The sequence below is a fragment of the Rhodococcus sp. NPDC003318 genome (assembly GCF_042879035.1).
Classification (GTDB): Bacteria; Actinomycetota; Actinomycetes; order Mycobacteriales; family Mycobacteriaceae; genus Rhodococcus_G.
The window spans coordinates 171082-188948 of sequence record NZ_JBIAOU010000002.1; the positions used below are offsets into that span (position 1 = coordinate 171082).

17 protein-coding genes are annotated in these 17867 nt (G+C 69.1%); 6 read left to right on the forward strand and 11 right to left on the reverse strand.

Annotated features, from left to right (window positions below; genetic code table 11):
- Positions 1-113: 113 nt before the first annotated feature.
- The 3 genes from ACFYVR_RS06080 to ACFYVR_RS06090 all read right to left on the reverse strand — a co-directional run bounded on the left by ACFYVR_RS06080 (position 114) and on the right by ACFYVR_RS06090 (position 2516).
- The gene (locus ACFYVR_RS06080; protein WP_387470726.1) at positions 114-791 is read right to left on the reverse strand and encodes a GNAT family N-acetyltransferase; all 678 of its coding nucleotides are present in this window, start codon (positions 789-791) and stop codon (positions 114-116) included.
- A gap of 91 nt (positions 792-882) precedes the next feature.
- The gene (locus tag ACFYVR_RS06085; RefSeq protein WP_387470728.1) at positions 883-1347 is read right to left on the reverse strand and encodes a nitroreductase family deazaflavin-dependent oxidoreductase; all 465 of its coding nucleotides are present in this window, start codon (positions 1345-1347) and stop codon (positions 883-885) included.
- A gap of 5 nt (positions 1348-1352) precedes the next feature.
- Positions 1353-2516: a steroid 3-ketoacyl-CoA thiolase gene (locus ACFYVR_RS06090; RefSeq protein ID WP_387470730.1), complete on the reverse strand. Its 1164-nt coding sequence runs from the start codon at positions 2514-2516 to the stop codon at positions 1353-1355.
- 162 nt (positions 2517-2678) lie between these two features.
- Here ACFYVR_RS06090 and ACFYVR_RS06095 point away from each other — a divergent pair, with 162 nt between their 5' ends.
- The gene (locus ACFYVR_RS06095) at positions 2679-3953 is read left to right on the forward strand and encodes a cytochrome P450 (RefSeq protein WP_387470732.1); all 1275 of its coding nucleotides are present in this window, start codon (positions 2679-2681) and stop codon (positions 3951-3953) included.
- Between the two features lie 154 nt (positions 3954-4107).
- Here ACFYVR_RS06095 and ACFYVR_RS06100 read toward each other — a convergent pair whose 3' ends face one another.
- Genes ACFYVR_RS06100 through ACFYVR_RS06120 form a run of 5 tightly spaced genes read right to left on the reverse strand, consistent with a single transcriptional unit; the run spans position 4108 to position 8761 of the window.
- Positions 4108-4620 carry a nuclear transport factor 2 family protein gene (locus tag ACFYVR_RS06100; RefSeq protein WP_387470734.1) on the reverse strand — a complete coding sequence of 171 codons (513 nt, stop codon included), beginning with the start codon at positions 4618-4620 and terminating at the stop codon, positions 4108-4110.
- On the reverse strand, positions 4617-5486 hold the full coding sequence (locus ACFYVR_RS06105) for a TIGR03619 family F420-dependent LLM class oxidoreductase (protein WP_387470736.1): 870 nt from the start codon (positions 5484-5486) through the stop codon (positions 4617-4619). Before ACFYVR_RS06105 ends, ACFYVR_RS06100 begins: the two co-directional genes overlap by 4 nt.
- A gap of 11 nt (positions 5487-5497) precedes the next feature.
- On the reverse strand, positions 5498-6691 hold the full coding sequence (locus tag ACFYVR_RS06110; RefSeq protein ID WP_387470738.1) for a thiolase domain-containing protein: 1194 nt from the start codon (positions 6689-6691) through the stop codon (positions 5498-5500).
- Positions 6691-7758 (reverse strand): thiolase domain-containing protein, encoded by a 1068-nt coding sequence (locus ACFYVR_RS06115; protein ID WP_387470740.1) that lies wholly within the window; start codon positions 7756-7758, stop codon positions 6691-6693. The genes ACFYVR_RS06110 and ACFYVR_RS06115 overlap by 1 nt, the downstream gene beginning before the upstream one ends.
- A 13-nt stretch (positions 7759-7771) precedes the next feature.
- Positions 7772-8761, reverse strand: coding sequence for a Zn-ribbon domain-containing OB-fold protein (locus tag ACFYVR_RS06120; RefSeq protein ID WP_387470742.1), 990 nt, complete (start codon positions 8759-8761; stop codon positions 7772-7774).
- A gap of 63 nt (positions 8762-8824) precedes the next feature.
- Here ACFYVR_RS06120 and ACFYVR_RS06125 point away from each other — a divergent pair, with 63 nt between their 5' ends.
- Positions 8825-9865 (forward strand): LLM class F420-dependent oxidoreductase, encoded by a 1041-nt coding sequence (locus ACFYVR_RS06125; protein ID WP_387470744.1) that lies wholly within the window; start codon positions 8825-8827, stop codon positions 9863-9865.
- 56 nt (positions 9866-9921) lie between these two features.
- On the forward strand, positions 9922-10575 hold the full coding sequence (locus tag ACFYVR_RS06130; RefSeq protein WP_387470746.1) for a superoxide dismutase family protein: 654 nt from the start codon (positions 9922-9924) through the stop codon (positions 10573-10575).
- 9 nt (positions 10576-10584) lie between these two features.
- On the opposite strand, the gene ACFYVR_RS06135 is transcribed toward ACFYVR_RS06130, so the two are convergent.
- Positions 10585-11037: a PPOX class F420-dependent oxidoreductase gene (locus ACFYVR_RS06135; RefSeq protein ID WP_387470748.1), complete on the reverse strand. Its 453-nt coding sequence runs from the start codon at positions 11035-11037 to the stop codon at positions 10585-10587.
- A 46-nt stretch (positions 11038-11083) separates the two neighbouring features.
- Complete coding sequence (locus ACFYVR_RS06140; protein ID WP_387470750.1) at positions 11084-11908, reverse strand: crotonase/enoyl-CoA hydratase family protein; 825 nt, start codon at positions 11906-11908, stop codon at positions 11084-11086.
- An 80-nt stretch (positions 11909-11988) separates the two neighbouring features.
- Here ACFYVR_RS06140 and ACFYVR_RS06145 point away from each other — a divergent pair, with 80 nt between their 5' ends.
- From ACFYVR_RS06145 to ACFYVR_RS06155, 3 genes are all read left to right on the forward strand, one after another.
- Entirely contained in the window at positions 11989-13638 is a 1650-nt protein-coding gene (locus tag ACFYVR_RS06145) for an acyl-CoA synthetase (protein WP_387470752.1), read from the forward strand.
- Positions 13638-14753, forward strand: a complete 1116-nt coding sequence (locus tag ACFYVR_RS06150) for an NAD(P)H-dependent flavin oxidoreductase (protein WP_387470754.1) — start codon at positions 13638-13640, stop codon at positions 14751-14753. Before ACFYVR_RS06145 ends, ACFYVR_RS06150 begins: the two co-directional genes overlap by 1 nt.
- A gap of 66 nt (positions 14754-14819) precedes the next feature.
- Positions 14820-16217 (forward strand): NAD(P)-binding protein, encoded by a 1398-nt coding sequence (locus tag ACFYVR_RS06155; RefSeq protein ID WP_387470756.1) that lies wholly within the window; start codon positions 14820-14822, stop codon positions 16215-16217.
- Between the two features lie 12 nt (positions 16218-16229).
- On the opposite strand, the gene ACFYVR_RS06160 is transcribed toward ACFYVR_RS06155, so the two are convergent.
- A complete protein-coding gene (locus ACFYVR_RS06160) occupies positions 16230-17852 on the reverse strand; it encodes a long-chain-fatty-acid--CoA ligase (protein WP_387470758.1) in 1623 nt (540 codons plus the stop codon).
- Between the last annotated feature and the right edge of the window lie 15 nt (positions 17853-17867).

Genomic DNA, 17867 nt, shown 5'->3' on the forward strand with positions numbered 1-17867 from the left:
CGCCCGCCTGGCGCGGCCCCCCGCCTGGCGTGCGGGGGTGCCCCCCGCCCCGGGGGGGGGGGGGGGTGGGCCCCCCCCCCCCCCCCCGCCCCCCCACCCCCCACCACTGGCCGTCAGGCCCCGGCGGGAGTGCGGACCACGACGACGGTGCCGGGGAAGTACGCGGCCAGTTCCGTGCGCGACTGCTTGAGCGCCGCGGTGCCGTAGCCGTGCTTGCGGCAGTCGGGCGCCACCCAGACGGCGATGTCGACCTCCTGCCCGGCCAGTTCACCGAACACCAGGCCGACGCTGCGCGGCTCGTCGCCGCTGACGTCCTCGCACACGAACCAGGCGGCGGACTCGTCCTCGACTCGGCGCAGGCCCTCGGCGCGCTCGGTCTCCACCCGGTCCGCGGGCCACGGTTTGCCGTCGTCGCCGACCTGCTCGGCGGAGCGCACGCGGAACAGTTCGGCATCGCTGTCGCTGGCGCTGAACGGGCGCAGCCGCACGCCGGCCCCGGTCGCGGCGGGACGCTGGTCCGGCAGCCACTTGAGCGTGGCGTCCAGGTTCCTGACCTCGTCGCTGAGCCGGTCCCGTTCGAGCCGCGTCAGTCGACCGAGCTGCAGCGCCAACACGACCTCGGCGTTTGCCGAGCTGGTTCCGAGCAGGCCGCTCACGGCGCGCACCGCGCCCTCGTGGTCGTCGCTGTCGACGATCGCGTCGAGCACTTCGTGCCGCAACTCGAGCGCCTTCAGCAGCGCAGAGGCGAGCTCACGTCGGTCGAGGATCTGATCTTGGGGGCCGGCCGTCATGACGAATCTCCCTATCCGTGTCGAGTGCAGTGAGCGTGCGATCACCTCGCATTGTCGGCCACCTCGAACGGAATTTCCACGGACGCGACATCTAGGAACAGACGACGACGGGGATCTGCCGGTCGGTCCAGGACTGGTAGTCGTCGAACTCGGGATACATCGCCACCAGCCTCGGCCACAGCCGCGCACGTTCCTCGTCGTCGGCGACACGGGCCACGAGAGTGCGTACCTCCGAACGGATCTGGACCGTCACGTTCGGGTCCGCCCGCAGATTCAGGTACCACAGCGGGTTCTTCGGCTGCCCGCCCTGGGAGGCGACGAGCACGACCTGACTGCCGTCCTCGAGGAACAGCAGCGGGCTCACCCGCGGCTCGCCGGTCTTGCGTCCCGTGGTGGTGAGCAGGCAGATCGGCAGCCCCTTCCTGGCGGCGCTGCCGACGCGCCACTTGCCGCCGACACGCCCACCGGTCAGCCGGTACGCGACCACGTTCGCCTTCGACATCCACTTGATGAGGGTGCGGGTGAACTGCGTGTCGAGCATCGGTGGGCGGTCCATCTGGGTCAGATCCTTTCGATGATCGTCCCGGTCGCGAGGGCTCCGCCCGCACACATGGAGATCAGGGCGGTCGATCCGTCGCGCCGTTCGAGTTCGTGCAGGGCGGTGGTGATCAGGCGTGACCCGGTGCTGCCGACGGGGTGGCCGAGCGCGAGGGCGCCGCCGTTGACGTTGACCTTGTCCATGTCGGGGCCGTGCACCTGCGCCCACGACAGTGCGACCGACGCGAACGCCTCGTTGACCTCGAACAGGTCCAGGTCGCCGATCTTCATGCCGGCCTTCTCGAGTACCTTCGCGGTGGCCTGCACGGGACCGTCGAGGTGGTACTCCGGCTCGGCGCCGACGAGAACCTGGGAGACGATGCGGGCGCGCGGCTTCAGACCGAGGGCCAGCGCGCGGTCCGAGTCCATCAGCAGCACCGCGGCCGCACCGTCGGAGATCTGCGATGCGGTACCCGCGGTGTGGATGCCGCCCTCGAGCACGGGCTTCAACCCGGCCAGCGACTCGGCGGTGGTGTCCCGCAGGCCCTGGTCCCGGGTGACGACGCGGCTCTCGCCCGTCTTGTTGCCCTCCTTGTCGACGACGGGCGCGGTCACCGGCAGGACCTCGCGGTCGAACCGGCCCTCGTCCCAGGCCTGCTTCGCCAGTGCCTGCGAACGCACACCGAGCACCTCGATGTCGTCACGGGACAGCCCGCGGCGCTTGGCAATTCGTTCGGCCGCCTCGAACTGGTTGGGCATGTCGATGTTCCACGAGTCGGGGCGGCGGGGGCCTGCCTCCGTGCCGACGTTCGCGCCGAGCGGCACCTGGGTCATGGCCTCGATGCCGCAGGCGATGCCGATGTCGACGGCGCCGGTGGCGATGAGACCGGCGACGAGGTGGTTGGCCTGCTGGGCGGAGCCGCACTGGCAGTCGATGGTGGTCGCGCCGACCTGCCACGGGAGCCCGGCGGCCAGCCAGGCGGTGCGGGTGACGTTGTTCGACTGTGCGCCGGCCTGGGTCACACAGCCGCCGATGACCTGCTCGACGAGGAGGGGATCGAGTCCGGTCCGCTCGAGCAGTCCGGTCTGGACGGCGCCGAGGATCTCGGCAGCGTGGAGACCGGCCAGCCAGCCGCCGCGCTTCCCGATCGGGGTGCGGACGGCCTCGACGATTACTGGTGTGCCCACTGCGGGCTCCTTTCCGTATTTCTTCAAAAAATAGAACACGTTCCCCAGTGCGGCAAGGACTCTTGCGGGAGATCTTCCGTTGATCTCGGGGCTGTGATTCAATATCGATAGAACGTGTTACAGATCACTGCGCGACATGGTTCGCGAGGGCAGGAGACGGTAGTGGCACAGCCCAACATCCCCGCGGGATTCGACTTTACGGACCCCGACATCTACGCACACCGGCTTCCGGTGGAGGAGCTCGCCGAGGTTCGCCGCACCCAGCCGGTGTTCTGGGTCGAGCAGCCCGACGGTGTCGGTGGGTTCAACGACGGTGGCTACTGGTTGGTCACCCGACACGAGGACATCCGGGACGTCTCGATGCGCAGTGACGTGTTCTCCACCTGGCAGAACACCGCGATTCCCCGCTTTCAGGACGACATCCCGCGCGAGGCGATCGAGCTGCAGCGTTTCGTGCTGCTGAACAAGGACGCCCCGGAGCACACGAAGCTGCGAAAGCTGGTCTCCCGCGGTTTCACCCCCCGCGCCATCAACGGGCTCAGGGACGAGCTCACCGACCGGGCCGAGAAGATCGTCAAGGCCGCTGCCGCGGAGGGCAGCGGCGACTTCGTCACCCAGATCTCGGCGGAGCTGCCGCTGCAGGCCATCGCCGAGTTGATCGGTGTGCCGCAGGAGGATCGCGGCAAGCTGTTCGACTGGTCCAACCAGATGACCTCCTACGACGATCCGGACAGCGACATCGACCCGGCGGCCGCGTCGATGGAGATCCTCGGCTACGCCTACCAGCTCGCCGAGGCCCGTAAGGAGAACCCCGGTGACGACATCGTCACCACGCTGATCGAGGCCGACGTCGACGGCGAGGCGCTCACCGCAGAGGAGTTCGGGTTCTTCGTGATCGTGCTCGCGGTCGCGGGCAACGAAACCACGCGCAATGCAACCACGCACGGCATGAAGGCCTTCATGGACAATCCCGAACAGTGGGAGTTGTTCAAGAAGGAACGCCCGGCGACCGCGGCGGACGAGATCATCCGCTGGGCCACGCCGGTCGCGGCGTTCCAGCGGACGGCGCTCGAGGACACCGAGATCGGCGGCGTGCAGATCAAGAAGGGGCAGCGCGTCGTGATGAACTACGTCTCGGCGAACTTCGACGAGGAGGTCTTCGACGAACCGCACAGGTTCGACATCCTCCGGAACCCGAACCCGCACCTGTCCTTCGGCGGCACCGGTGCGCACTACTGTCTCGGCGCGAACCTGGCCCGCATGGAGATCGACCTGATCTTCAACGCCATCGCCGATTTCGTTCCCGACCTCGTCGAGGTCTCCAGCCCGCGCCGGCTGCGCTCCGGATGGCTCAACGGCCTCAAGGAGTACCAGGTGGACTACCGGACCCAGGGCGGCAGTGGGGGCTGCCCGGTCACGCACCAGGGAGCTCGCTGAGGGGGAGCCTCCGGGTGCGGGAGCAACGCCGGCGGGACCGTCACGGTCCCGCCGGCGTTGCCGTGCTGGGGCACTGTCGACCAAAACGGCCGCCCGTGAGTCCTTTCGGTCCGGGTGCGGGCCGAAAGGACTCACGGGCGCGGAGCGCCCTGAGTCAGAGCTTCTTCAGTGTCTTCATCGCGCGGTCGACCTCCCAGAACGCCCGCAGCGACTGCAGCTTCCCGGCCTCGTTCACGCGGTAGACGAACACGCCTTCGGCGTCGATCTGCGCGCCTGCCATCGCGGTGCGGATCCGGCCGATGTTGACCACCTCGTTCCCGCACAGCAGCGAGTCGTCGATGATGAACTCGAGCGAGTCGGTGTTCGCGATGGTCATGTCGTAGAACTTCGAGATCGCCTCGCGGCCGTGGTGGCCCGTGCCCTCGGGGTCGAATCCCGAACGGCCGACCGGGTCCTCGACCCAGCCGTCCTCGGCGAACAGGTCCAGCCACTCCTCCTTGCGTTTGCCGCTCGCGGCGGATTGCGAGGCACGCGAGGCGATCCGGGCCGGATGTTCGCCGCCGCCGTCGGCGGTGCCGACCCGGTTCTCGGCGGTGTCGACCCGGTTCTCGGCGGTGTCGACCCGGTTCTCGGCGGTGTCGGTCCGGGTTTCCGCGGTGTCGGTCATGACGCTCCCATGTTCTCGGCGGCGAACTTGCGCAGCGACTCCTGCTTGGCCTCGAGCGGGCCGTCGAACGGCACGCCGTCGAAGATCCACGGCACGACGATGGCGTCCGTGATGCCTGCCGCCGCCAGCTCCGCGTACCCGTCCCGGCCGAACCGGTCGATGCAGACGGCCTGGATCTCGAACGGTTCGGTGTCCCGACCGTATTCGGCGCGCAGTTCGTCGAGCCTGCGCTTCGTCTCGACGAGATCCTTGAACTTCATCATCGCCGACGTCCACCCGTCGCCGACCCTGGCCGCGCGCTCGAGCGCGACCTGGGTGTGGCCGCCGACGTAGAACGGCACGGGCCGGCTCGGTTTCGGGCTCATCTGCAGGCGGTCGAAGTCGAAGAACCTGCCGTGGTATTCGACCATGCCACCGCCGAGCACCAGCTTGATGACCTCGATCATCTCGTCGACCCTGGCCCCCCGCTTCGCGTAGGGGACGCCGCACCACTCGAACTCCTCAGGCGCCCAGCCGATCCCGACGCCGAATCCGAACCGGTTTCCGGTCAGGTTCGCCACCGACCCGACCTGACGGGCCAGCAGCAGCGGGTTGCGGGAGCCGAGTTTGAGGACGTTGGTGTAGAAGCCGATGGTCGAGGTCGCGGTGCCCATCGCGGCGGCCGCGATCAGCGGGTCCACCCACGGCGTCTCGGCGTTCCACATCCGGGACCCGTCCGGTGTGTACGGGTAGTCGGCGGAGGCCGTCTCCATGAAGAACAGCGAGTCCGGGAGCGCGATGTTTGCGAACCCGCACTCCTCGGCGGTCTGCGCGAGCGGAACGAGCTGCTCGAGCGGACTCATCGCAATGCCGACGGTGAACTTCACTGCGCCACCTCCTACTCGGGCTCGTCGCTACCGACGACCCACATCGAGAAGTACTGCGACCCACCGCCGTACGCGTGGCCGAGTGCCTTGCGGGCACCGTCGACCTGATGTTCGCCGGCTCGCCCCATCACCTGCATCGCGGCCTCGGCGTACCGGATCATGCCGGACGCGCCGATCGGGTTGGAGGAGAGCACTCCACCGGACGGGTTGACGGGGAGTCGGCCGCCGATCGCGGTCTCGCCGGACTCGGTGAGCTTCCAGCCGGTGCCCTCCGCGACGAATCCGAGGTTCTCGAGCCACATCGGCTCGAACCACGAGAACGGCACGTAGATCTCGGCCGCGTCGATCTCCTCGAGGGGGTCGGTGATGCCCGCGGCCTTCCACAGGGCGGCCGCGGCGACCCGTCCGGCCTGGGGGTTGACCTGGTCGCGCCCGGCGTAGGTGAGCGGTTCGGTGCGCATCGCGGTGGCGTGGATCCAGGCGACCCGGCGTCCGTCCGCCTCGACCACCCGCGCGGCGTCCTCGTCGCCGATGACGATCGCGCAGGCGCCGTCGGACGAGGGGCAGGTCTCGTCGTACCGGATGGGGTCCCACAGCATCTGGGACGCCTGAACCGATTCGAGGGTGATGTCGGGCTGCTTGAGGTGGGCGTAGGGGTTCTTCACGCCGTTGAGGCGGTCCTTGACGGCCACCATCGCGCCGATGTGGTCCGGGGCGCCCGAACGCCGGATGTAGGAGCGTACGTGCGGTGCGAAGTAGCCGCCCGCACCCGCACCGACCGGCATCGTGAACGGCACCGGGGTGGACAGCGCCCACATAGCGTTGGACTCGGACTGCTTCTCCCACGAGACGGCGAGCACGCGCCTGTGCACGCCGGACTGCACCATGCTGGCCGCGACGTTGCCGGTCGAACCGCCCACCGATCCCGCGGTGTGCACGCGCAGCAGCGGTTTCCCGTTGGCGCCCAGAGCATCCGACATCGCGAGCTCGGGCATCATCGAGCCCTCGAACAGGTCGGGGGCCTTGCCGATGATGATCGCGTCGATGTCGTCCCAGCCGACGTGGGCGTCGGCCATGGCCCGGTCGACGGCCTCGCGGACCAGACCGGCCATCGTGACGTCGTGGCGTTTGGCGACGTAGTACGTCTGGCCGGTGCCGAGGACCGCCGCTTTCCGCTTGCCTCGGGAGGTGTCGGTGCTCGCCATCAGTTGTTGCGTCCTTCCATGACTGCGACCAGGTTCTGCTGCAACACCGGGCCGCTGGTGGCATGTGCGAGCGCGCGCTGTGCGTCGCCGCTGAAGATCGAACGGGCCGCGTAGCCGATGCGTTCGAGGCCACCGGAGAACATCGGGTTGCCGGTGAGCGGTCCGCCCGACGGGTTGATCGTGGTGGCGGCGGTGAGACCGATGGCCTCGCGCAGGATGATCTCCTGGTGGGTGAACGGGGCGTGGAGTTCGGCGACGTCGATGTTCGACACGTCACCGCCCGTCGCGGCGCGGGCGGCCTCCGCCGTCGACGGCGACGTCGTCAGGTCACGCGAGCCGATGTTCGGGGAGTCGATGCGGTGTTCGAATCCGGTGATCCAGGCGGGACGCTCGCACAGCTCTCGGGCGCGGTCGCCGCGCGCGAGGATGATCGCCGCGGCGCCGTCGGTGATCGGCGCGCAGTCGTGTGCGCGGAGCGGATCGGCGACGTACTCGGACGCGAGCAGTGTCTCGATGTCGACGTCCCCGGAGATCTGGGCGGCGGGGTTCGACTTCGCGGCGGCTCGGCTGCGCTGGGCAATCGCGGCCATGTCCTCGGCCGTCCACTTGCCCGCGTCGAGGCCCAGGCGTGCCTGGATGCCCGCGACGGACACCGAGTCCGGCCACAGAGGGGCGACGAGGTACGGATCCATCTGCATGGCGAGGATCTGGCGGAGGTTGCCGGCGGAGGACTTCCCGAAGCCGTACACGAGTGCGGTGTCGACCTCGCCGGTGAGCAGTTTGACCCACGCCTCGTACAGAGCCCAGGCCGCGTCCATCTCGACGTGCGACTCGTTGATCGGCGGCACGGCGCCGATCGAGTCGATCGCGGAGATGAACGAGAAGGCGCGTCCGGCCAGGTAGTCGGACGACCCGGAGCACCAGAACCCGATGTCGGACTTGGTGATCCCGAGGGTGGAGTACAGCTCCTGGAAACAGGGGGCGAGCATCTCGACACCGTTGGTGGTGCCGGTGGTCTCGCGCACATGCGGGGCATGTGCGAAGCCGACGACGGCAATGTCTGTCATGTTCGCGAGGCTCCTAGAGGTGGTGCTTGTAGGTGTCGTAGTCCGCGTCGGGCTCACCGCTGGGGCGGAAGTGGGAGATGTTGCGCAGCGAGTACTCCCACTCCTCCTTCGGTCGCCACACTGCCTCGACACGCATGCCCATCCGGACCTCGGACGCGTCGACGTCGAGGATCAGGTGCAGGAAGGGGATGTCTGCGCCGTCGAGCAGCACGTAGGCCGCGACGTACGGGGGCTTGATCTGCTGGCCCAGGAAGGGGACGTTGACGATGCAGAAGGTCGTGATCGTGCCCCTGTCGGACACCTCGACCTGTTCCTTCGTCGGCATGCCGTCGGTGGGGTTCGCGCCGCGGGGCGGGACGTAGACCTTGCCGCCGGGGCCCGTCCGGCCACCGATGACCTTGCCCTCCACCAGACCGCGGAGGTAGTAGCTCTCCTCGAACGACGCGGTGTGCGTGTAGTGCAGGTCGACGGGGGTGAGGATCTCGGTGACCGGATCGCCACCGGAAACGCTTGCGGTCGAACCGGAATCGTTCTCGCCGGGCTCGAAGCACGCGATGTCCCTGATCCGCCCGGTGCGTTCGTCGGCCCACCGCACGTGCACGCGCATCCCGGTGCTCATCGCGTCCGGGGAACCGGCGTCGACGGCGTGCAGGATCGAGGTGTCGGCGCCGTCGAGCTGCACCAGGGCCCACGCGAACGGGTGGGGGAGGGGTTGCCCCTCGATGGGTTCGGGCATCCACGACCAGCTGACGACGGTGCCGGTGCTCGAGACGTCGACGAAGTCGGTCATCGGTTCGTGGGTCACGGGATCGAATTCCGGTGGCGGCACGTGCACTCGGCCGTCGGAGCCGCGGGCGCCGATGACCTTGCCGTCCCGGAGGGCCGTCACGAACGCTCCGATGGTCGGCCCCACCGATCGGGTGTAGTCGAATTTCAGATCGAGTGGTGCTCTCAGTGGCTGCTCGGCCACTCCGCTCTTGCTCGCTGTCTTTCCCTGGGTCACGGAATCGAGTAGAACAGGTTCTAAAGAAGCCTGCAATAGGTTGTCGTGAACTGGAGGGCACCAGTGAAGCTCGGGTTGCAACTTGGATACTGGGGCGCGCAGCCGCCGGCGAATGCGCAGGAACTCGTTACAGAGGCGGACCGCTCCGGTTTCGACGCCGTGTTCTCCGCCGAATCGTGGGGTAACGACGCGTTCACACCGCTGGCCTGGTGGGGCGCGAGCACAGATCGGATCCGCCTCGGAACCTCGGTCGCGCAGTTGTCCGGGCGGACCCCGACCAACGCCGCCATGCACGCGCTGACCCTCGACCACCTGTCCGGCGGCCGAGCGATACTCGGGCTCGGGGTGTCCGGCCCGCAGGTCGTCGAGGGCTGGTACGGCGAGCCGTTCGCCAAGCCGCTCGCCCGCACGCGCGAATACGTGTCGGTCATCCGCAAGGTGCTCGCGCGCGAGGCGCCGGTGACGAACGACGGCCCGCACTACCCGCTGCCGTACACCGGTGAGGGAGCGATGGGGCTCGGCAAGCCGCTCAAGCCGATCACCCATCCGCTGCGCGCGGACCTGCCGATCTGGCTCGGCGCGGAGGGGCCCAGGAACGTCGCGCTGACCGCCGAGATCGCGGACGGGTGGCTGGCGATCTACTACACGCCACGGCTCGCGGACATGTACAACGAGTGGCTGGACGAGGGATTCGCGCGGCCCGGCGCGCGCCGCGGTCGCGCGGACTTCGAGATCGCCGCGACCTGCCAGGTGGTCGTCACCGACGACCGCGCCGCCGAGATCGCCCGGCTCAAGCCGATCACCGCGCTGTACGTCGGCGGCATGGGAGCCGCCGAGCTGAACTTCCACGCGCAGGTGTACACGCGGATGGGCTACGGCGACGAGGTGAAGGAGATCCAGGCGCTGTTCCTGTCGGGGCGGAAGGAGGAGGCCGTCGCGACGGTGCCGGACGCGATGGTCACCGACACCATGATCATCGGAAACCGCGCCGAGGTCCGCGAGCAGGTGAAGGTGTGGGAGGACGCCGGGGTCACGATGCTGCTCGTCACCTGTCGCGACGTGGAGCAGATGCGGGAACTCGCCGCGGCCCTCGCGCCGCCCTGACCCGCCCCTCGGTCGACGCGGTTTCCAGATCCCCGATCACGGGCACCCGGGCCGTCATGACCACACGACGCACAGCCCTGATCGTCGGCGCCTCCGTGGCGCTCGTCGTCGCCGCGGGGTGCGGCGACGACGATTCCACCAACGGCCCGGAAACCGTGGAGGCGCCACCGACGTCGGTGTCCGACGAGACAACCACGCTCGTCCCACCCGAGATCCCGGGCGGCAGCGGCTACGTCTTCCGAGGGCCGGGAGAGGGAACCGGGGACGAGGACGCCTTCACCTACGACGAGGCGGCGGTTCCCGTCGGGGCCGTCGTCAACGTCGACTCGGCGGTGGAGAACGGCCGTACCACCGTCACGTTCAGTGCGCAGGGTCTGGCACCGAACCGGGACTTCGGTGTCCACGTCCACACCCGGCCCTGCGGGCCCCAGCCGTCGGACTCGGGGCCGCACTACCAGAACGTCGTGGACCCGGCGGCCACCCCGGAGGCGCCGTCGTCGGATCCCGCGTACGCGAATCCGCAGAACGAGGTCTGGCTCGACGTCACCACCGACGCGAGCGGGCACGCGCAGGCGTCGACCGCCGTCGAGTGGGAGTTCCGCGACGGTGAGGCCAATTCCCTTGTGCTCCATGCGCAACACACCATGACCGGCCCCGGTCAGGCCGGCATGGCGGGCGCGCGCCTCGCCTGTGTCGACGAGGAGTTCTGACGCGCGGCCTCAGGCGGACGGTGGAGGCAGTTCCGCCATCCCGTAGACGCGGGTCGCGTGGACACGCAGGACGAGCCGCTGCTCGGTGACCATCGCCCGCCGGAAGTCTTCCCAGTCGGGATGTTCCGCACCGAGCGCGGCCCGGTAGACGTCGACGAGCTCGTCGACTGTCGCGTCGTGCGGGTCGGCGGCGACCGGGCTCAGGTCGGCGTCGCCCTCCACGACCGCGTAGGACCAGAAGTCGTCGGCGCTCACGTGCAGGGACACCCGCGGATCACGGGCCGCGTTGCGCGTCTTCGCCCGCGGCGCGGTGACGGACATGCGCGCCGTGCGGGTGCTCGGATTCCACGTGTAGACGACGTTGGACAGCTGCGGTCGGCCGTCGCGTTTGATCGTCGTCAGCACGCCGTGCGTGTGCGAGGCGACGAGGGCGAGCAGGCGCGAGTCGGTGTCGAGGCTCATGGTTCACGGCAACCGCGAGCCGTCGACGATTGTTCCTCGGTGACGGTCAGCGGCCCTGGAACTTCGGCGGGCGCTTCTCGGCGAACGACCGCGGCCCCTCCTTCGCGTCCTCGCTCTTGAAGACCTCGGCGCCGATCTTCGCCTCGAGTTCGAAGGCCTCCTCCTCGTGCATGCCCTCGGTGACGCGGATCGTCTTCAGGATGGCCTGGACGGCGATCGGGCCGTTGGCGGCGATCCGCTCGGCGATCTCGAGCGCCTTCGTCAGGGCCTGTCCCTCGGGGACGACGTAGCCGACGAGGCCGAGTTCCTTGGCCTCCGGCGCGGGAACGGTCCGCCCGGTCAGCAGGATGTCCGCGGCGACGGTGTACGGGATCTGGCGGACCAGGCGGACCGCGGATCCGCCGAGGGGGAACAGACCCAGCTTCGCCTCGGAGACGCCGAACCGGGCGGTCTCGGCGGCGACGCGAATGTCGGTGCCCTGCAGGATCTCGGTGCCCCCCGCGATGGCCGCGCCCTCGACCGCGGCGATCAGGGGCTTGGTCAGCCGGCGGCCCTTGAGCAGGGCGGGCAGCCGGACCGGGTCGAGGCTGCCTCTGGCGAACGCGTCGCCGGGGGCGTTGTCGTTCATGGCCTTGAGATCCATTCCGGCGCAGAATGTTCCGCCTGCGCCGGTGAGGATCGCGACCCGGATGTCGGGATCGGAGTCGACCTGGTCCCAGGCCCGCGTCATGATCGCCATCATCTCGCCGGACAGGGCGTTGCGGGCCTGCGGCCGGTTCATCGTGACGATGAGGACGTGGCCGCGCTTCTCCACGAGGCAGTGCGCTGACTTGTCCGAAACGCCGGAAATCTCGGCTGTGGTGGAGGACACTTGTTGCTCCCGATCGACGTGTGAACTGGGTCTCGAATTCGCTCTTGCCAGAAACGGTAACACGTTCTACTTTGATCGTCGTGGCCCTTCATATCGCAGACTTCGTCGAACATTCGATCGACCTGAATCCGGAGCGTGTGGCGATCCTGGACGGACGCCGCGAGTTCACCTACGCGCAGCTGGAGGAGCGGACCAACCGTCTGGCCCACTACCTGCAGAGTCGCGGTGTGAAGCCGGGTGACAAGGTGGGCATCCACTCACGCAACACCATCGAGGCGATCGAGGCCATGGTGGCGATCTTCAAGGCGCGCGCCGTGATGGTCAACGTGAACTACCGGTACGTCGAGAACGAGTTGCAGTACATCTTCGAGAATTCGGACATGGTCGCTCTCGTCGTCGAACGTCGTTACGTCGACAGGGTCGCGAATGTCGCGCCGAACACGCCGCTCCTGCACACCGTCGTCGTCATCGAGGACGGGACGGATTCCGACTACTCGGCCGTCGGTGTCGAGTACGAACAGGCACTGTCCGAGTCCTCCCCGGAACGCGACTTCGGCGAACGCAGCCCCGACGACATCTTCATGCTGTACACCGGCGGCACCACCGGAATGCCCAAGGGCGTCATGTGGCGCCACGAGGACTGGTGGCGGGTGCTCGGCGGCGGCGTCAACTTCGTCACCGGTGAGCGCGTCGAGGACGAGTGGGAACTGGCGAAGATCGGCGCCGCGAGCCCGGCGATGGTGCGGTTCCCGATCCCGCCGATGATCCACGGCGGCTCGCAGTCCGCGGTGTTCCACAGCCTGTTCGGCGGCGGCACCCTGGTGATGCACCCCGAGTTCGACGGTCACGAGGTGTGGCAGGTCATCGACCGGCACAAGGTCAACCTGATCTTCATCACCGGCGACGCGATGGCCCGGCCGATGCTCGACGCCCTCAAGGAGGGCAATCCGGAAACCGGTGAGCCCTACGACCTGTCGAGCCTGTACGTCATGGCGTCGAGCGCTGCACTGTTCTCGCCGGCCCTCAAGGACGAGTTCCTCGACCTGCTCCCCAACCGGTACATCACCGACTCGATCGGATCCTCCGAGACCGGATTCGGTGGCCTGAGCACCGTGACCAAGGGCGCCACCCACACCGGGGGACCTCGGGTGAAGATCGACGCCGCCACCGTCGTGCTCGACGACGACGGCAACGAAATCGCGCCCGGATCCGGCAAAGTGGGCCTGCTCGCCCGCCACGGGCACATCCCGCTCGGCTACTACAAGGACGAGGCGAAGACCGCCGCGACCTTCAAGGTCTACAACGGCGTGCGGTACTCGATCCCCGGCGACTACGCCACCGTCGAGGAGGACGGCACCGTCACCATGCTCGGCCGGGGCTCGGTGTCGATCAACAGCGGCGGCGAGAAGGTCTACCCGGAGGAGGTCGAGGGCGCCATCAAGACGCACCCCGACGTCTTCGACGTACTCGTCGTCGGTGTCCCGGACGAGCGGTTCGGCCACCGCGTCGCCGCCGTCGTCGCCACGCGCGGCGGCGCGCGTCCCGGCCTCGCCGACATCGTCGCCGCGGCGCGCAAGGAGATCGCCGGCTACAAGGTGCCGCGCAGCATCTGGTTCGTCGACGAGATCAAACGCTCGCCCGCGGGCAAGCCCGACTACAAGTGGGCCAAGCAGCAGACCGAGGCGCGTGAGGCGGACGACCACTACACGAACGGCAACGGACACTCCTGATGCACAACGCCCTCGCCGAGAAGTTCGGCATCCGGTACCCGATCTTCGCGTTCACGCCCTCCGAACACGTCGCCGCGGCGGTGTCGCGGGCCGGCGGACTGGGCGTGCTCGGGTGCGTCCGGTTCAACGACCCGCAGGACCTCGACACCACCCTGAACTGGATGGACGAGAACACCGACGGCAGACCGTACGGCGTCGACGTGGTGATGCCGGCGAAGATCCCCACCGAGGGCGCCGCCGTCGACCTCGACAAGCTCATTCCGGCCGCACACCGGGCCTTCGTCAACCGCACCCTGGACGAACTCGGGGTGCCGCCGCTGTCCGACGACGTCGAGCACGCCACCGGTGTCCTGGGGTGGCTGCACTCGGTGGCTCGCGCACAGCTCGATGTCGCGTTCGAGCATCGTCCGGCGCTGATCGCGAACGCACTCGGCTCGCCGCCGAAGGACGTCATCGACGAGGCGCACGAACACGGGGTGCCGGTCGCCGCCCTCGCCGGTGCGGTCCCGCACGCCCGCAGCCACGTCGACAACGGTGTGGACATCGTCATCGCCCAGGGGTACGAGGCCGGCGGTCACACCGGCGAGATCGCCTCGATGGTCCTGGTGCCCGAGATCGTCGACGCCGTAGGCGATTCCGCGACGGTACTCGCGGCCGGAGGGATCGGCAGCGGACGTCAGATCGCGGCGGCGTTCGCCCTCGGCGCGCAGGGCGTCTGGATGGGGTCCTACTGGCTCACCGCGGCCGAGTACAAGCTCGGCAGTGCCGCCGGCGGAACCTCGGCGACGCAGCGTGCACTCCTCGCCGCGACGTCCAGCGACACCGTCCGCTCGCGGATCTACTCCGGCAAACCGGCCCGGTTGCTCAAGACCAAGTGGACCGAGGCGTGGTCGAAGCCCGGTGCTCCGGAGGCGCTGCCGATGCCGCTGCAGAACCTGCTCGTCGCGGAGGCGCACCAGCGGATCGTGGCGGCGGAGAACCCGGAGGTCGTCGCGATGCCCGCCGGTCAGATCGTCGGGCGGATGAACGAGATCCGGCCGGTGGCGGATTCGATGGCGGACCTGGTCGCCGAGTTCGAGGCGACGGTCGCGCGGTTGACCGAGCTGGAAGGCTGAGCCGGACAACCCGGTGATGGACACGGCGGTGAGCCGGTGGGATGGTTTTCACCGGAGGCGAGCACCATGGCGACGCACACCCTCGACACCGACTACCTCGTCATCGGAGCCGGCGCGGCAGGCATGGCCTTCACGGATGCCCTGATCGCGGACAGCTCCGCCGACGTGATCGTGGTGGACCAACGGCACGCTCCCGGCGGCCACTGGAACGACGCCTACCCGTTCGTGCGGCTGCACCAGCCGTCGTCGTACTACGGGGTGAACTCGCTGTCGCTCGGCGCCGACACCATCGACACCGACGGCCTGAACGCGGGCATGTACGAGCGCGCGACCGGCCCCGAGATCTGCGGCTACTTCGACCGGGTCATGCACTCGCACCTGCTGCCGTCCGGTGCCGTCCGCTACCACCCGATGTGTGAGTACGACGGCGACCACGGATTCGTCTCCCTCGTGACGGGGGAACGGTACGAGGTGGTGGTCCGCGAGGCCGTGGTCGACGCCAGGTATCTCTCGCCGTCGGTGCCGGCCACCTCCCCGCCGCCGTTCGACGTCGAGCCGGGGGTGCGCTGCATTCCCGTGGGCGACCTGGCGTCGACGCCGGGGCCGCCGTCGCGGTACGTGATCGTCGGTGCGGGCAAGACGGCGATGGACGCGTGTGTGTGGCTGCTCGGCGTCGGGGTCGCGCCGGACGCGATCCGGTGGGTCAAACCGCGCGAACCGTGGCTCCTGAACCGGTACTTCGTGCAGAACGGTGACCTGATCGCACGAGTCGTCGAGGGCGGCGCCCGTCAGATGCAGGCCGCCGCGAACGCGACGTCGCTGGAGGACCTGTTCGCCCGGCTCGAGGACCGCGAGTTCCTGCTGCGCGTCGACGAGGAGGTGACGCCGACAATGTTCAAGATGCCGACCAGCAGCACTGCCGAGGTCGACGAACTCCGCCGCATCGAGTCCGTCGTCCGCCTCGGTCACGTGCGACGGGTCGACGCGCACGCCGTCGTCCTCGACGGGGGCACCGTCCCGGCGGAACCGGGCGACCTGTACGTGCACTGCGCCGCGGCGGGACTGAACCCGGCGCCGGACATCCCGATCTTCGCGCCGGGCCGAATCACGTTGCAGCCTGTCCGTTCCGGAGTGATCTCGTTCAACGCGGCCGTCGTCGGCTACGTGGAGGCGTCGGGGCGGGACATCGCGGAGAAGAACCGGCTCTGCCCGACCAACCGGCTCCCGGACGTGCCGCTCGACTGGGTCCGCGGGAAGCTCACCGAGATGGCGGCCGACCGGTCCTGGTCGAAGGAACCCGACATCGCGGACTGGCTCGAAGGGTCTCGCCTGAACATCCAACGCGGAGTGCGGGGACGCCGCGACGACGCCGAGGTCCGAGAGGCGTTGGGACGCTTCGCCGAGTGCGTGCGGCCCGGGGTCGCCGGGCTGATGTCCCTGCTGGCCGACGCCGGCGCCGGGTAGGCGCGGCGCGGGTCAGTGGTCGAGTTCGGCGTCGAGTTTCGCCGCGAGTTCGGCGGTCACGGGAACGAAGGTCGTCGATCCCGCGCCGCGGAACCAGGTGGGATCGGGGGAGTTCCAGCGCTGCCCGCTCAGGGAGCGGCCCAGCACCTTGTAGGTCGCGGTCTTGGGCAGGTCCTCGGTGACCCGGACGAAGCTGGGTACCTGCTTGGGTCCGAGATCCGATGCCTGGCGGAGGAACCCGGCGAACTCGTCGATGTCGAAGCCCCCGGACGCAACGATCGCGACCGCCACCCGGTCGCCGGCGTGCGGATCGGGGACCGCGTACGCGGCGACCTCGACGACCCGCGGATGCCGGGCGACGACGTTCTCGATCGGTGCGGTGCCGAGGTTCTCGCCGTCCACCCGCATCCAGCCCGAACTGCGCCCGGCGAAGTACACGTAGCCGTCGCCGTCGACGTAGGCGAGGTCGCCGCTCCAGTACCGGCCGTCGCGGACGCGCTCCGCCTCGGCTTCGGGATTCTTGTAGTAGCCCGAGAAGTTCCCGGTACCCGCCGTGTTCACCAGCTCGCCGGTGGCCTCGTCGGCGTTGAGGACGTGGCCGGCCCCGTCGAACTCGGCTGTCGGGCAGGCAACCCCGGTCTCGGGGTCGAGGACCTCGACGCCCGCGGGAAGCGGGCCGAGGGCGCCATGCGGCGTATCCGGCGTACGGGAGATCAGGACACCACCCTCGGTGGAACCGAATCCGTCGATCACCCGGACGTCGAAGCGCCGAGCGAACCCGGCGATCACGGACGGCGAACCCTCGTTGCCGTACAGGACACTCAGCGGGTTGTCGGCGTCGTCGTCCCGTTCGGGGGTGGCGAGCACGTAGGAGAGCGGTTTGCCGACGTAGTGGGCGTAGGTGGCGCCGAATCGGCGGACGTCGGGGAGGAACCCCGACGCCGAGAACCTGCGCCGCAGTGCGAGGTTCGCGCCGGCGGCGAGCGCCACGGACCAGCAGGCCATCACGGCACCGGAGTGGAACATCGGCATCGAGGCGTACGCGGTGTCGGCGCCCGAGAGTCCGAATCGCTCGGCGAGCATCACCCCCGGCCCGGCGACCATCCCGTGGGTGACGCGGACCGCCTTCGGGTCGCCGCTGGTCCCGGAGGTGAAGATCAGCATGAACAGATCGTCGTGCGCCGGCCCCGACTCGGGTACGGGACTGCCGCGGTGCGCGGCGAGCAGGTCGTCCCATTCGGCGTCGTCCACGAGCAGCACGCGAACGCCACCGAGGTCGAGACCGTCGAGCAGTCGGGCCTTCTCGGAATCGGTGACGACGACCTGGCAGTCCGCGCGCGTGATGTCACCGGCGAGGGCGGCGCCGCGCCGGGTCGGATTCAGCCCGGCCAGGACGGTGCCGCCGATCGCGGTGGCGGTGAGCAGGAGGGAGAACTCGGGGACGTTGTCGAGCAGCACCCCGACGTGCGGGGGTGCCGCCGGGTCCACCAGGGAGGCCAGGGCCGCGGCCAGGTCGACACCGGAACGGACGTGCTCGGACCACGGAATACGCCGTTCCTCGAAGAGAACTCCGTGGTCGCTGTCGTCGCGACGTGCCAGGAGCAGGTCGGCGACGGTGGGGGCGGCTGACGTCATGGCGCGCAGTGTAGG

Coding starts and splice junctions, on each gene's coding strand:
- ACFYVR_RS06135 (WP_387470748.1), bottom strand. CDS start 11,037: ATGAGCCTCGACACCGACTCGCGCCTGCTCGCCCTCGTCGCCTCGCAC.
- ACFYVR_RS06130 (WP_387470746.1), top strand. CDS start 9,922: ATGACCACACGACGCACAGCCCTGATCGTCGGCGCCTCCGTGGCGCTC.
- ACFYVR_RS06080 (WP_387470726.1), bottom strand. CDS start 791: ATGACGGCCGGCCCCCAAGATCAGATCCTCGACCGACGTGAGCTCGCC.
- ACFYVR_RS06115 (WP_387470740.1), bottom strand. CDS start 7,758: ATGACAGACATTGCCGTCGTCGGCTTCGCACATGCCCCGCATGTGCGC.
- ACFYVR_RS06100 (WP_387470734.1), bottom strand. CDS start 4,620: ATGACCGACACCGCGGAAACCCGGACCGACACCGCCGAGAACCGGGTC.
- ACFYVR_RS06160 (WP_387470758.1), bottom strand. CDS start 17,852: ATGACGTCAGCCGCCCCCACCGTCGCCGACCTGCTCCTGGCACGTCGC.
- ACFYVR_RS06085 (WP_387470728.1), bottom strand. CDS start 1,347: ATGGACCGCCCACCGATGCTCGACACGCAGTTCACCCGCACCCTCATC.
- ACFYVR_RS06150 (WP_387470754.1), top strand. CDS start 13,638: ATGCACAACGCCCTCGCCGAGAAGTTCGGCATCCGGTACCCGATCTTC.
- ACFYVR_RS06110 (WP_387470738.1), bottom strand. CDS start 6,691: ATGGCGAGCACCGACACCTCCCGAGGCAAGCGGAAAGCGGCGGTCCTC.
- ACFYVR_RS06155 (WP_387470756.1), top strand. CDS start 14,820: ATGGCGACGCACACCCTCGACACCGACTACCTCGTCATCGGAGCCGGC.